Annotated in this window: 12 protein-coding genes and 1 pseudogene; 2 read left to right on the forward strand and 11 right to left on the reverse strand. The window is 40.1% G+C overall.

The features are described 5' to 3' along the window. Window positions 1-165 precede the first annotated feature (165 nt). Together FNK51_RS13960 and trhA are read right to left on the reverse strand one after the other, a co-directional pair. Window positions 166-651 (reverse strand): YusW family protein, encoded by a 486-nt coding sequence (locus FNK51_RS13960; RefSeq protein ID WP_141993734.1) that lies wholly within the window; start codon window positions 649-651, stop codon window positions 166-168. A 97-nt stretch (window positions 652-748) separates the two neighbouring features. Then, window positions 749-1393, reverse strand: a complete 645-nt coding sequence (gene trhA, locus FNK51_RS13965) for a PAQR family membrane homeostasis protein TrhA (protein WP_141993735.1) — start codon at window positions 1391-1393, stop codon at window positions 749-751. Between the two features lie 158 nt (window positions 1394-1551). Between trhA and FNK51_RS13970 the strand changes: the two genes are divergently transcribed. Continuing rightward, entirely contained in the window at window positions 1552-2139 is a 588-nt protein-coding gene (locus FNK51_RS13970) for a DUF2087 domain-containing protein (protein ID WP_098369389.1), read from the forward strand. A gap of 62 nt (window positions 2140-2201) precedes the next feature. On the opposite strand, the gene FNK51_RS13975 is transcribed toward FNK51_RS13970, so the two are convergent. The 4 genes from FNK51_RS13975 to FNK51_RS13990 form a co-directional block, all read right to left on the reverse strand. Then, a complete protein-coding gene (locus FNK51_RS13975; RefSeq protein WP_260398125.1) occupies window positions 2202-2801 on the reverse strand; it encodes a cell wall hydrolase in 600 nt (199 codons plus the stop codon). Window positions 2802-2914: 113 nt separating this feature from the next. Beyond that, window positions 2915-3484, reverse strand: a complete 570-nt coding sequence (locus tag FNK51_RS13980) for a GNAT family N-acetyltransferase (protein WP_098369388.1) — start codon at window positions 3482-3484, stop codon at window positions 2915-2917. A 39-nt stretch (window positions 3485-3523) separates the two neighbouring features. Further along, window positions 3524-3928, reverse strand: coding sequence for a secondary thiamine-phosphate synthase enzyme YjbQ (locus FNK51_RS13985; RefSeq protein ID WP_141993736.1), 405 nt, complete (start codon window positions 3926-3928; stop codon window positions 3524-3526). A 651-nt stretch (window positions 3929-4579) separates the two neighbouring features. Continuing rightward, on the reverse strand, window positions 4580-4816 hold the full coding sequence (locus FNK51_RS13990) for a hypothetical protein (protein WP_141993737.1): 237 nt from the start codon (window positions 4814-4816) through the stop codon (window positions 4580-4582). A gap of 127 nt (window positions 4817-4943) precedes the next feature. Here FNK51_RS13990 and FNK51_RS13995 point away from each other — a divergent pair. Further along, a pseudogene (locus FNK51_RS13995) lies at window positions 4944-5207 on the forward strand (IS1595 family transposase); the annotation flags it as partial. Window positions 5208-5515: 308 nt separating this feature from the next. Here FNK51_RS13995 and FNK51_RS14000 read toward each other — a convergent pair. From FNK51_RS14000 to FNK51_RS14020, 5 genes are all read right to left on the reverse strand, one after another. Further along, entirely contained in the window at window positions 5516-7408 is a 1893-nt protein-coding gene (locus FNK51_RS14000; protein ID WP_141993738.1) for a PTS fructose transporter subunit IIABC, read from the reverse strand. Window positions 7409-7412: 4 nt separating this feature from the next. Beyond that, window positions 7413-8333 carry a 1-phosphofructokinase gene (gene pfkB / locus FNK51_RS14005; RefSeq protein WP_098369384.1) on the reverse strand — a complete coding sequence of 307 codons (921 nt, stop codon included), beginning with the start codon at window positions 8331-8333 and terminating at the stop codon, window positions 7413-7415. Then, window positions 8333-9085 carry a DeoR/GlpR family DNA-binding transcription regulator gene (locus FNK51_RS14010; protein WP_098369383.1) on the reverse strand — a complete coding sequence of 251 codons (753 nt, stop codon included), beginning with the start codon at window positions 9083-9085 and terminating at the stop codon, window positions 8333-8335. Before FNK51_RS14010 ends, pfkB begins: the two co-directional genes overlap by 1 nt. Before the next feature lie 233 nt (window positions 9086-9318). Next, window positions 9319-10587, reverse strand: coding sequence for a 2-oxoglutarate dehydrogenase complex dihydrolipoyllysine-residue succinyltransferase (gene odhB / locus FNK51_RS14015; protein WP_141993739.1), 1269 nt, complete (start codon window positions 10585-10587; stop codon window positions 9319-9321). 1 nt (window position 10588) lies between these two features. After that, entirely contained in the window at window positions 10589-13441 is a 2853-nt protein-coding gene (locus FNK51_RS14020) for a 2-oxoglutarate dehydrogenase E1 component (RefSeq protein ID WP_141993740.1), read from the reverse strand. Between the last annotated feature and the right edge of the window lie 137 nt (window positions 13442-13578).

Consider the following 13578-nt stretch of genomic DNA (forward strand, 5'->3'; position numbering starts at 1 on the left):
ATTGCGGTCCTATCCCCATAAGTCCGAATATAAATAGCAAATGTATATTATCCCCTTTGCTAACCGTAATCATTTTACTATAGTAACAGTAATTTGACAACTATTGAGGACACACATGAACATGCTGCCATTTAATTACTTAAGGATATATAGTAACGGCTTTAGTTACTTATTATTCACTTTATATTCTTTTTTCGTACCATCTTCGAAAACGACCTCTAAATCAAATTCTTGATAGTCATCCTTCAAATTAAAAGCTTTTGTCACTTCTTGAATGACCTCCTCCTCTGATGAATCTTTGGTGAATGTCAATTTTTCTAGAATCGGGGTCAATTCTTTCATTGCTTCATCACCGTGAACTTCATGTTTGTTAAGTTTGTCCTTGATCGAAGCTTCTGTTTGAGCTCCCATGGTATCATATTCAGCTTCGTATTCGTTATCATTGCCTGTATAATCCGCTTCCAATTGAAAATCCTTATAAGTGAAAGGCAATTTTTCATTATTATCCGTTCCTGTTTCAGGATTATTTTCAGCTTGATTTTCATTTTCCTGAACCAGCGGGTTTTTCACTTCATCGTTTTCTTCGCCGCATCCAGCCAAAACAAGCACAGCGGCAAACGGCACTGATAATATTTTGATTGATCTTCTCATGAGTTTTTCCTCCTTTAGTCTGTATACCTTATCTATTTCCTAATAGAGGTCAAATAAAACTCAAGATTTCCTCATATACATTAAATCGACCAAGTGATCATAGTGGAAGGATATAAAACAATACCGCAAAAAAGTGTGTGACAGATCCCCCAAGCACGAATAAATGCCAAACCGCGTGATGAAACGGAAAACCGCGCCAAACATAAAATATGGCTCCAAACGTATAAAGCAATCCACCTGCAATCAGTAACTGGATACCAGCTGTTGGCATCGTTGCTGTAAGTGGTCCCCAAACGATAACGATCATCCACCCCATTGCAATATAGAGAATCGTCGAAAGGAAGAGGAATTTTTTCACATAGAAAGCTTTGAAGACGACCCCAACTATGGCAACTCCCCAAATTATACCCAGCAGTGTCCAGCCTAGTGACCCTTGGATCACAAGAAGCATGATTGGCGTGTATGTTCCTGCAATGAATATATATATGGCTGAATGATCAAAGATTTCAAATATATCCTTTGTTTTGCCCTCTGGAAAACTATGCACTAAAGTGGAAGAGACGTATAAAAGTAGCATGGAAACACCATAAATGACTGAAATGACTATATTCCAAGGCGATCCTGTTTGGGCTGAGAATATGATTAAAAACACAAGTGCTGCAATACTTAACAAAACGCCGACACCGTGGGTTATCGCATTGACCACTTCTTCTTTTTTTGTATAAACATGTGTATTAGCCATGTTACAGCTCCTTAATTCCGCATTAATTTTTTAGTATTCAACTAAAGTATACATTAGATCTTCCAAGCAATATAGAAAAGTGAATATTAACTTGATTATCACCCCTTAATTAGATTATCATCTAATTAGATGATAATCTAATTAAGGGAGGGATTAAAGTGCAACTAGAAAAATTGGTCGCTTTCCATAAAACGATTGGTGATGTAACAAGGATTAGAATTATATCCATCCTGGCAAATGGTCCAAAACACGGACAGGCACTTGCCGGAATATTAAAATTGACGGCCCCGACAATCTCACACCATTTAACTAAATTGAAGGACATTAATTTAGTGAAGGATCGAAGGGAAAAAAATACGGTATATTATTTTTTGAATGAAGATGTCCTGAAGCATTATTCATCAGCATTACCTAAAATGGTTTCAACTAAGGGGGATTCCAATAAAATGGATAATCAAAAGCTGAATTTAGAACACAAAAAGATCCTTGAAAACTTTTTGATGCCAGATGGTCGACTAAAAACCATACCTGCACAGAGAAAAAAGAAAATGATCGTTCTTCATCATATAGCCAGCCTTTTGGAAAAGGGACGGAAATATCCAGAAAAAGAATTGAATGAATTCATCCAGTCTTTCCATGATGATTATGCAACAATAAGACGTGAACTCATTATCGGGAGTATCATGTACCGTGAAAACAGCATTTATGAATTGAATCCCCGCGAGATGTGGGCTGATATCGTTTAACGGAAGGTTTCAAAAATAAAAAACCGGCCTCCCCTTTGGAAAGCCGGTTCTTGTGATATAGTTTATATGGCAAAATGGTGGCCGCCGATAATTTTTATTACATCTAATTGTTTCATCCATTCACTGTCCGAAATACTAGGATTCCAAAAATACAAGGCATCATTTGTATACCCATGAATCGCCAATGCTTCATTGACAGCTTTCTTGGCATCATCTCCTGCTGGTTTATTTATACTGCCATCACCAACAGGCGAGAATTGGTTTTTTTGATAAATCACTTCCCGTACCGTATCAGGAAATTCATCGCTATCAAGACGATTCAAAACAACTCCTGCCACCTCAACCTTACCTCTGTATGGCTCCCCTTTAGCTTCTGCATGCACAAGCCTTGCTAATAATTCTTTATCTTTTTCATTCATTACATGTGGAATAATTAATGTTTTACCGGGCTCGGCAACATTATTTACATTATTATTGACTTCTTTCAACTTTCCGATTGGAACACCGTACTGCTTCGCAATATCCCATATCGATTCACCTTGTTTAATGACATGTTTGGTTGCTCCATCCGAAGCTTTACTGGTCGTTCCCTTAGGAAAAGCTATCCCAAGTATGATGACACTTAGAGTCATTATCACGGTTAATAATACTGATAATTTCATCCTGTAACCTCCTCGTTAAGCATCTTCCAAGGATAACAGACCATTTGGGAGAAAACAGTGCTAAATTTTTTCCAAGGAAATGAAGGAAAAATTTTCACGGGGGTCTATTAACTTCAGAATTTTAATGATTCCCATTCTTCCCGTAGCATTCCCATTCTGATTGAATCATAATAATAACCATCATGATAACGACATTTTCTCATTCTTCCCTCTACTTGCATACCTACCTTTTCTCCAACTGCGATCATGCGTTCATTACCTGACCATGTCGTCAGACCCACCCGCTCAATCTCCATTTTTTCGAATAAATAGCCTATGAATAACATTAACGATTCTGTTCCATAACCGCCATTCCAATACTTGGGCTCAAATATCGTAATTCCGATTTCAAGCCAACGGGAAGGTTCATGTTCCCAGTAATATACAACAGATCCTATTATTTGATCATTTTTTTCCAGTAATAGCTCAGAGTAAGCCCCCATTTTTTCATCATAGGTTCTATGCTTCGCTTCTTTATCGATATACGTTTGGAAATCAATGAGTTCAAGTGGATGATAAGGTGCATCCCACTTTTTCCATTCTGGATCGGCTTCTCCATATTTCAGGCTCCATAAACGTTTTAAATCGGCTTGTTTAACATTCCTCAATATTACTTTACTTCCTTCAATCCAAACATCGTCCAATCCGCTTCCTCCCACTTCAACCTTGCCGTACTTTCCAATTTACCTGTCGACACATAATTTAATAAAATATTGCCTATCTCTGGGACCATCGAATTCACAAAAATATACACCTTGCCAAGTGCCAAGGATCAAGCTCCCTTTATGGATGATCACCTGCTGTGAAGAACCAACCGTACTTGATTTCAAATGGGCTGCCGTGTTTCCTTCCATATGTAAATCCAATGTATGATTCCATGGGTATTGCTCATCCAGTCTTCTTAGCATATCCTTTTTAACATCGGGATCGGCATTTTCATTAATCGTGATCCCTGCTGTCGTATGTGGACAATATATAAGAGCTATCCCCTCTTGAATCCCCTTTTCCTTGATGAATGCCTGTACTTCTGTCGTAACATCAATCATATCATCCCTTTTCGTAGTTTTTAAGGTATTTTTCTTCAGCATGTACGTTCACTCCTTTTGTTCGATTTTATATTCCATTACCCATAAACATAAAAATTCATGCTTTAATAAACCAGTCGATATTAAGATTAGCAAACCTTTTTATAATTATTTTGTTTTAATATTGGATCTATAAGGAATGAGGGGGGGTATTGTCCACATTTCCAATTAGCCACTCCTGCATATAAAGTGGACCGATTGAGGAAGTTTTTCACGGAAATTCTATTTAAAAAAGAAACCTGCAACCTTAAAATGCTAAGGGCGAGTATGGTTTGAATCCGGATCGATCAATTGAAACTGCGCGAAAAATCCCATCCAGCTCTGATAGTTGAAAATCAGATAGGCTATAGGCTTCTAGCCACATTTAATAATTAATCATATATCTTTTAAAGTGATGCGAGGTTTCCTGAAGCGAACCGCATTTTTGTATCACCCTTTCGGCAACCGGACTGAAGTTTTGGATTGGATACTAGAAAAGCGCATGCGCTGTAATTAGATGCGCTTTCATACTAAAGACAAACTCGATGAAAATCGAGTTTGTCTTTAGTTTTTTTATTTTAGGCAATGTTAATTTTCATTGTTGAATTACGATTGAAATAACAGCTAATCGAATAAAATGAATTTTATCCTCTTGTGTAAGTTGACCATATATCATTAGTTCTCACCCAACTCTAACTCCTTTATGGTCATGCCATCCGTGGTTAATCGGAATAGACCGAACATCACTGGATTAGCTTGCACCAATCCTTCACGCACTAAATCTCTAAGAGTCTGATTTACACAGGATAGGTTTCCCCATTCTTTCGGAAGACGGCCAGCAATTTGAATCGGTGTCTGCCAATCAGTGGTTAATGATAGCAAAAAGTTTTGTTGTTTTGGGGTCAAGTCCATACTTACTTCCTCCCTGTTTTTAGGTCACATTACTATATTGTACGTTCTTAATGACTGATAAGTTTCGTTAACGGTAATAAACAGCTATCTACAATGATTTTTCTTATAGATATATTATCACTTCAATATTGTGAAACCCCAATTAGCCAAAGCTCGATCGGCACTAAATTGATATCGGACAATCCGCTCTGCCAAGATGCTTAAATGACTTTTTCTTCGTATGGAATAAGCAAAGGATTGGAACCTTGTCGCTTTAAATCAGATGGTACAGAAGGTGTTAAAGGACTCTACCACACCCAGAATGTGAATAATTATCACAGTGGTTTAAAAGGCTGGGTGCAATGATTAAATGGTGTAGCAAAAAAAACTCGACAATTATTTGAGTTGGTTTTAATTTTTAGATATAGTGAAACATCTATCAAAAGGAAACAGGTGCCATCAAGGAAGAAAACAAGGAGATTAAAGAAAGGCAACTGATCCTGAGAGTAGCTACTATGTGCAAGAGAACAAAACAGTTTGCCTATTCGTTTCATGCGGCAGCAGTAAATACGCATGATAGTCATCTTAGATCCTCTATTTATAACTGCTTCCATCCAATAAAATTCAAAAAGGTTCCGGAATGATGCCATTCCGAAACCTTTTTGTCTACAAACTGAATGCGGATCCAATGCACTTGGACCCGCTTTCTTTCAGTTTTTTTTATATCCGTTTCTTTTTCCAGAACCCTAATAGTAAGGCGGTGATGAGGGATCCTATTAAAATGGCCAACAAATAGAAAAATGGGTGATTGACAAGTGGGATGACAAATATTCCACCATGTGGTGCAGGGAGAGTCACGTTAAAAGCCATTGACAGTGCTCCCGCTGTCGCTGCACCGACAACACTACTGACGATAACACGCAATGGATCCGCTGCCGCAAAAGGAATCGCTCCTTCTGTAATGAACGAAGCACCCATGAAGTAATTAGTGAATCCTGATTTTCTTTCCATTTCAGTGAATTTGCTTTTAAAAAGTGTAGTGGCAAAGGCAATCCCTAGAGGAGGAACCATTCCACCAGCCATTACAGCAGCGTGCGGTCCGAAACTTTGAGCTTCAATGGCCGCTAGCCCAAATGTGAAGGCAGCCTTGTTTAGGGGGCCACCCATATCTACAGCCATCATCCCTCCAAGAATCAAGCCAAGGAATATTGCGTTCGTACCAGATAAACCTTGCAGCCAATTGGTCAACCCCATGTTAATTGCGGTTACTGGTTCATTTATGAGAAATAACATGATAAACCCTGTAATTAACATACCGAATACAGGATAGAGTAAAACCGGTTTAATGCCATCGAGTGTTTGCGGTAATCTGGAAAACAATTTTCTTAAAAGTAAGACGACATAACCTGCAAGGAAACCAGCGATCAGTCCGCCAAGAAAACCGGCATTAGCCTGTGCTGCCAATAATCCCCCTACCATACCAGGAGCAAAACCCGGACGGTCGGCAATACTTGAAGCAATGAATCCAGCCAGGACAGGGACAAGTAAGAAGAAGGCACCATTTCCCCCGCCAATATCACTTAATGCTTTGGCAATGGGATTATAATCCGGATTTGCCGGATCGGCTGCCTCGATTCCAAAAAAGAAAGAAAGCGCAATCAAGATTCCGCCCCCGACGACAAATGGAAGCATATTACTTACGCCATTCATTAAGTGCTTGTAAATCCCCAATCCTCCTTTTGCTGAATCACCTTCATCACTTTTATCGTTTCCTGTTCCTTTGTAAACAGGGGCATCCTGATTCAAGGCTCTGGTTAACAGCTCCTCGGTCTTCCGGATTCCATGGGCTACTGGGACCACAATGACATGTTTTCCATTAAATCGATCCATTTCCACCTGCTTATCAGCTGCAACGATAATCGCATCCGCCTCATCAATTTCTGCGGAGGTTAATCCATTTTTGATTCCTGTGGAACCATTTGTTTCGACTTTGAAATCGATTCCCATTTCCTTAGCTTTAGCCTTTAACGCATCGGCAGCCATATAAGTATGGGCAATTCCTGTTGGACAAGCTGTAACGGCTAGGATTTTAACTCCTTTATTGTTACCACTGGCAGCATTACTTGATTGCTGCTCTTCTATTTCTTCTTCATCGGCTTCCATTTCTTTTTGATTGATTATCTCCAACACTTCCTCACCAGAAGTAGCAGAAATCAATTGGGCTCTGAATTTATCATCCATCAGTAATGAAGAAAGCCGGGAAAGGGTTTCCAAGTGATCTGCATTCGCTCCTTCACTTGCTGCAATCATAAAGAACAAATGAGCCGGCTGCCCATCAAGCGATTCATAATCCACACCACTGACAGATTTGCCGAAACAGATGGCAGGTACCCTTACAGCACTTGTTTTTGCGTGTGGTATGGCTATCCCTTCACCAATCCCTGTGGTGCTTTGCTCTTCACGTTTTAAGATGGCAGCTTTGAAACCCTCCACATCGTTTAACCTGTCTGCATCGGCTAGCTTTCCTGATAGTTCATCAATGACTGCTTGCTTTGTAACGCTTTGCAGATTGATGATGATTGTATCCAATTTTAACAAGTCTGTAATTTTCATAGAGTCAGCCTCCTGTTAGATGATTGATGGCAATTTGCGGTAATAACTCTTCAATTTTATCCAATGTACCGAGATCGGATGAAAAGGCTGTAGCACTTCCTGCTGCAAGACTGAAGCGGAAAGCAGATAGAATATCCCCTGTACTTTCATATGTCCCGATGAAACCTGCGACCATGGAATCACCGGCACCCACTGAATTGATGACGTTCCCTTTTGGAACATTTGCGGAATATGACTCTCCACCGGAGCAAAGCACGGCCCCCTGTCCCGCCATTGAAACAATAACGTTTTGTGCTCCTGCTTCAACCAATTTAGCGCCATATTCCCTAGCATCATCAACCGTTCTTATTTCGGTTGAAAAAAGCTCACCCAGTTCATGATGATTGGGCTTTATTAAAAATGGCCGGTGTGCAAGGACATTCAGTAATTCCTTGCCACTCGTATCCACCACCACTTTAATGCCGTTATGGGAACAAGACCTTGCCATGGCTTCGTATACATCCGAAGGAACGCTTGGAGGGATGCTTCCTGACAAAATGAGGATATCATTATTATTCATCTGTTCGATTTGACTAAATAATTGTTGATAATTCCCTTTTGAAATGATTGGCCCTTGGCTATTTATTTCTGTCTCCAGCCCTGTTTTCAATTTAACGTTTATTCTTGTATCTCCAGCTATCTCTGTAAAGTCCGTGTAAATCTCTTCTTGTCTTAAAAACCTTTTTACAAATTCACCAGTTTGTCCACCGATGAATCCTAACGCTGTCGTACTATTTCCCAGCCTTTTAAGCACTCGGGAAACGTTGATCCCTTTCCCTCCTGGGAATTTTGCATCATAACTGGTTCGATTCACCTTGCCCATTTGAAAACTCTCCACCTCGACCAGGTAATCGATGGATGGGTTTAGTGTCACTGTATAAATCATTAAATGGTCACGACCTTTATCTTTGGATTTTTATGGAGTTGAGCAATAGCCTCTTCATCATTGCTGTCAGTGAGGATTATGGCATCGCTTACATCTGCCACCTTAGCGAAAGTAGCTTCATTCAGTTTTGAACTGTCAGCAAGCACGTATGTCTCGTTAGAGAGGCGTAATGCCATCTTCTTCAGTAGAGCTTCCTCCGGGTCGGGTGTTGTGAAACCCAGATCTTGATGGATGCCGTTCATTCCCAAGAAACATTTATCAAAACGGTATTCATTCAGAAACTGTACAGCATTACTTCCAATAACAGCATTTGTCGAAAATTTTATCGTTCCGCCCACTAACACTGTTTTGATTTCCAATTCGATGAGTTTTGGAATATGCATAAGACCATTCGTCAGCACCGTTATATTTTTATCCTTTAAATAAGGAATCATTTCCGCAGTTGTCGTGCCTGCATCAAGATATATACAATCATTTTTCTCTATGAATGAAGCCGCCAGCTTTGCTATAAGTTGTTTTTCAGCTCTTGCTTTGTATTGCTTTTCCATAGTTGTTGGTTCAAGGCCTTTTCTTTGAAGTAAAGAGGCCCCACCATGCACGCGTTTCAAGAGCTTCATTTCTTCGAGTTGCACTAAATCTCTCCGAATGGTCGACTCCGAGGCTTGTAACTGATCTACAAGCTCTTGCAGCTTTACCGTTCCTTGTTCTTTAAGGATCGATAAGATGAACTGGTGCCTTTCAGTTGTCAACAATTCGCCCACCTCACTTTAATATCATCATCATATATGAAAACGAAGCAATAATCAATCATAAACGTTTAAAAATACTCAAATTCATTCAAAAATACCTTCAAAAACATTCATTTAGATAGATAGATATGACCTTTCTTGAATCCCATTATCTTTTTTCTATGAAAATATCCTTTCAGTTCTTCACACACAAAAAACCCCCATGTCATGATGACATGGGGGTTCGTATTATTTTATTAGCCTTGAAGTAAAAGTTGTTCTGGATCTTCCAGCATATCTTTGATAGCCACTAAGAAACCAACAGCTTCTTTTCCGTCAACGATACGGTGATCATAAGATAATGCAAGGTACATCATTGGCCTGTTTTCGATTTGATCTCCAACAGCGATCGGACGAGTCTTGATTGTATGCATGCCCAAGATTCCAACTTGAGGGGCATTCAAAATTGGTGTAGATAATAGGGAACCGAAAGTCCCGCCGTTTGTGATAGTAAAAGTACCACCTGATAAATCTGAAAGTCCCAGTTTGTTGTTACGCGCTTTAACAGCTAAATCCGAAATGTTCTTCTCGATTTCAGCAAAGCTTTTGCGGTCAGCATCCCTTACTACCGGAACAACAAGACCTTCATCAGTGGATACAGCTACACCGATATCATAAAAGTTCTTTTTCAGGATATGGTCGCCTTGGATTTCAGCATTCAATAACGGATATTTTTTCAATGCGCCAATGACTGCTTTAGTGAAGAATGACATGAAACCAAGTTTAACATCATTTGTTTTCACGAAAGAATCCTTATGGCGGCTACGCAATTCCATGACTGCAGAAAGATCGACTTCGTTAAAAGTAGTAAGCATGGCTGCTTCGGATTGTACTTGAACTAGACGTTTGGCAATGGTTTGACGACGGCGTGTCATCTTAACCACTTCAATGCGGTCATCATTCACTTCAACAGGTGCTGCTGCTTTTTTAGCTGCAGGAGCTTGTTTAGGAGCTGCCGCAGGTGCTGCAGGTGCATTACTTGCTGCTTCTACGTCTTGTACACGTACGCGACCTAGTGGATCGGCTACAGGCACTTGAGTCAAGTCAATTCCTTTTTCGCGAGCCAATTTCCTTGCAGCTGGTGATGCAATAACTTGTTGAGTGGATGATGCTTCTTTCGCTTCAGCTTTAGGAGCCTCTTTAGCAGGAGCCGCTTGTTCAGCCTTAGCTGGTTCTGCTTTAGCTTCTTCAACCTTAGGAGCTTCCGCTTTTGGAGCTGCAGCAGCTGATCCATTTTCATCAACGATGGCGATAGCCTGTCCAACTTGGACAGTATCGCCTTCTTCTGCTAAATGTTCCGAAAGTGTACCAGTATAATCTGAAATGATTTCTACGTTCACTTTATCCGTTTCAAGTTCAAGGACATATTCTCCTTTTTCAACGTGATCACCGGGTTGTTTTAACCATTGCGCAATAGATCCTTCAGAAATTGATTCTGCTAATTCAGGTACTTTTACTTCAGCCATTTTATTTCTCCCCCTCATTATTGCGTGTAATTGCTTGAGTCATAATCCGTTGTTGTTCATTTTTATGGACAAGTGGATCTCCCTCAGCCGGGCTTGATCTGCGCTTCCTTCCTATATATGTTACTGAAAGATTGCCAGGAGCCGCTGCATTTAGGCGTGGTTCAACAAATGTCCAAGCACCCATGTTTTTAGGTTCTTCTTGAGCCCAGAAGATTTCTTTAAGATTTGTATATTTTTTCAGGGCTTCTTGAACTCCAGTGAATGGGAATGGATAAATTTCTTCGATACTGATGATTTGCAACCAATCTGTATTTTTTTCAGTTGCCGCTTTTTCACGAAGTTCAACCGCCAATTTACCTGATGCAAAAACAATGCGTTCAACCGATTTAGGTTTTTTGCCCAAAGCTTTGGTTTCTACGAATGATTCAAAAGAGCCTTCACTGAATTCTCCTGCTGTAGAAGCCATCACTTGATTACGAAGCATACTCTTCGGTGTCATGATGACAAGCGGGCGTACTTGCTCTTGATCCAAAATCTTAGCTTGTCTTCTAAGGATATGGAAGTATTGAGCTGCCGAGCTTAAGTTGGCAACTGTCCAGTTGTTTTCAGCCGCTAATTGAAGGAAACGCTCCAGGCGTGCACTTGAGTGCTCTGGTCCTTGTCCTTCATAGCCGTGTGGAAGCAGCATGACAAGACCTGATTTTTGACCCCATTTTGCACGGCCTGCCGCGATGAATTGGTCAAAGATCACTTGTGCTGTATTAGCGAAGTCACCGAATTGTCCTTCCCATAATACAAGTGTCTCAGGTGCAAATACATTATAACCATATTCATAAGCCAGAACTGCCGTTTCAGTAAGCGGGCTGTTATGAACAGCGAATGATGCTTTGGCAGTTTCTAGTGTGTGAAGTGGTGAATATGTTTTTCCGTTAACACTATCATGTAACATGATATTACGTTGAGCGAATGTTCCACGCTCTGAATCTTGTCCTGTCAAACGGATTGGAGTGCCGTCACTCAATATGGATGCAAATGCCAATGTCTCAGCATGAGCCCAATCAACTTTTCCGTCAGCACCAAAGGAATCCAAGCGACGTGATAAGATCTTTCCTAATTTTTTATTAGGAGTGAATCCTTCTGGCCACTTAACAAGTTCTTCGTTAATTGTAACAAGTTCTTGTTTCGGAACTGCCGTATCAATGGCTGGAAGTCCTTTTTCAATAATCCCAGGAGGATTACATTCTTTAGAAGCTTCCGGTTTATTTCCGGAAATTTTCGCATATGCATCTGCAAGCCTTGTATCTACTTGCTCAGCAATCGCTTTAACTTCAGCTTCAGTGAACTCGCCAGATTGAATCAGTTTTTTTCCATAAAGCTCTTTAACGGTTGAGTGCTTATGAATTAATGCATACATTTCAGGTTGAGTCACCAATGGCTCATCCATTTCGTTATGGCCGAAACGTCTGTAACCGATCAGGTCGATCAAGAAATCCTTGTTGTATTTTTCACGATATAGGTTAGCAAGGTTCACAGCAGCCATACATGCTTCCGGATCATCTGCATTCACATGCACGATCGGCACTTCAAAGCCTTTGGCCAAATCACTAGCATATAAGGTAGAACGTGAATCTTCACTTTCCGTTGTAAAACCGATCATGTTATTCGCGATGATATGGATGGCGCCACCAACTTGATAACCGCGTAAACGGCTTAAGTTAAACGTTTCAGGTACAATTCCTTCACCTGGGAATGCTGCATCACCATGAATCAGGATTGCAAGAGATTTGGAAATGTCTTGAACCGGGAATCCTTTTTCAGAACGGTCTTCTTGTGCCGCACGAGAATACCCTTCCACGATTGGACCGACTACTTCCAAGTGACTTGGGTTATTGGCAAGTGTTATCCTTGCTTTTTGTATATTTGCTTTAGTTATCTGTTTATCCAGACCTAAATGGTATTTAACATCACCAGTCCATCCATTGTTAATGCCTGTTGAACCTTCGGAAGGAACCAAATCTTTATTCGGTGAATGTTGGAATTCAGAGAAAATGACCTCATATGGCTTTCCTAATACATGTGCAAGCACATTCAAACGTCCTCGGTGAGCCATGGCAATATTCACATTCCCCGTTCCGTTTTGAACGGTTTGTGAAATCATTTCATCTAAAATCGGAACCAAAGCATCCAGTCCTTCAATAGAGAAACGTTTTTGCCCTACATATGTGCGGTGAAGGAATTTCTCGAATCCTTCGACTTCATTCAATCGTTTAAGTAATAGTTCTCTTTTCTCTTTAGTCACTTCCGGGAACATGTTTCCGGATTCGACCATATCAGTAAGCCATTGCTTTTCATCCAAGTCATTAACATGGTGAAATTCAAAGGCTATCGTTTTTGTATAGAGTTGTTTTAGGTATTGTACGGCTTCGTATCCGTCTTTCACGTCTTCAGGTGATTCCGGGCAAATAAAGTCAGCCGGTATTTTCCTTAAATCATCTGCAGTCAAGCCATATTTTTCAAAGTGAATTTGTTCAGTGTCAAGAGCTTCTTCTTTTAAAGGATAAATATTTGCAGCAAGATGTCCGTATGCACGGATATTTTCAGCTAACTTTACTGCAGACATAATTTTCTTCATTGGAAGAACTTCTCCAGTTTGTACAGTTGGTGCACTTCCAATCGTTGTTTCTACCGATACATCGAATGAAGGAGGACCTGCTACTTCAAAAAAGTTTTTCAGTTCCGGATCCACTTCTTCCGGGTTGGCTAGAAATAGATCGTATTGCTCCATGACATACCCAAGGTTTGGACCTGAAAAAGCTTTCCAGTGGTCTAATACCTTAGAATCATTGATGGTCATTTTGTAAACCCCCAAATTTTTCTCATAATTTTTTTCATTACGTTTTATCCATCCCCAAATTTCTTTCTTCTAAATTTTCCCCAAATATATGATATATATAAGATATATAATAAATAACTTTGGTCATTGAATAATAA

It is taken from the genome of Bacillus sp. B4EP4a (genome assembly GCF_006680105.1).
Lineage (GTDB): Bacteria > Bacillota > Bacilli > Bacillales > DSM-1321 > Peribacillus > Peribacillus simplex_E.

Excerpts from the sequence above, each read along its gene's own strand:
- FNK51_RS13985 (WP_141993736.1), bottom strand. The coding sequence starts at position 3,928 with ATGCTGAAGAAAAATACCTTAAAAACTACGAAAAGGGATGATATGATT.
- trhA (WP_141993735.1), bottom strand. The coding sequence starts at position 1,393 with ATGGCTAATACACATGTTTATACAAAAAAAGAAGAAGTGGTCAATGCG.
- FNK51_RS13960 (WP_141993734.1), bottom strand. The coding sequence starts at position 651 with ATGAGAAGATCAATCAAAATATTATCAGTGCCGTTTGCCGCTGTGCTT.
- odhB (WP_141993739.1), bottom strand. The coding sequence starts at position 10,587 with ATGGCTGAAGTAAAAGTACCTGAATTAGCAGAATCAATTTCTGAAGGA.
- FNK51_RS14000 (WP_141993738.1), bottom strand. The coding sequence starts at position 7,408 with ATGAAAATTACAGACTTGTTAAAATTGGATACAATCATCATCAATCTG.
- FNK51_RS14020 (WP_141993740.1), bottom strand. The coding sequence starts at position 13,441 with ATGACCATCAATGATTCTAAGGTATTAGACCACTGGAAAGCTTTTTCA.
- FNK51_RS13990 (WP_141993737.1), bottom strand. The coding sequence starts at position 4,816 with ATGGACTTGACCCCAAAACAACAAAACTTTTTGCTATCATTAACCACT.
- FNK51_RS13975 (WP_260398125.1), bottom strand. The coding sequence starts at position 2,801 with ATGAAATTATCAGTATTATTAACCGTGATAATGACTCTAAGTGTCATC.
- pfkB (WP_098369384.1), bottom strand. The coding sequence starts at position 8,333 with ATGATTTATACAGTGACACTAAACCCATCCATCGATTACCTGGTCGAG.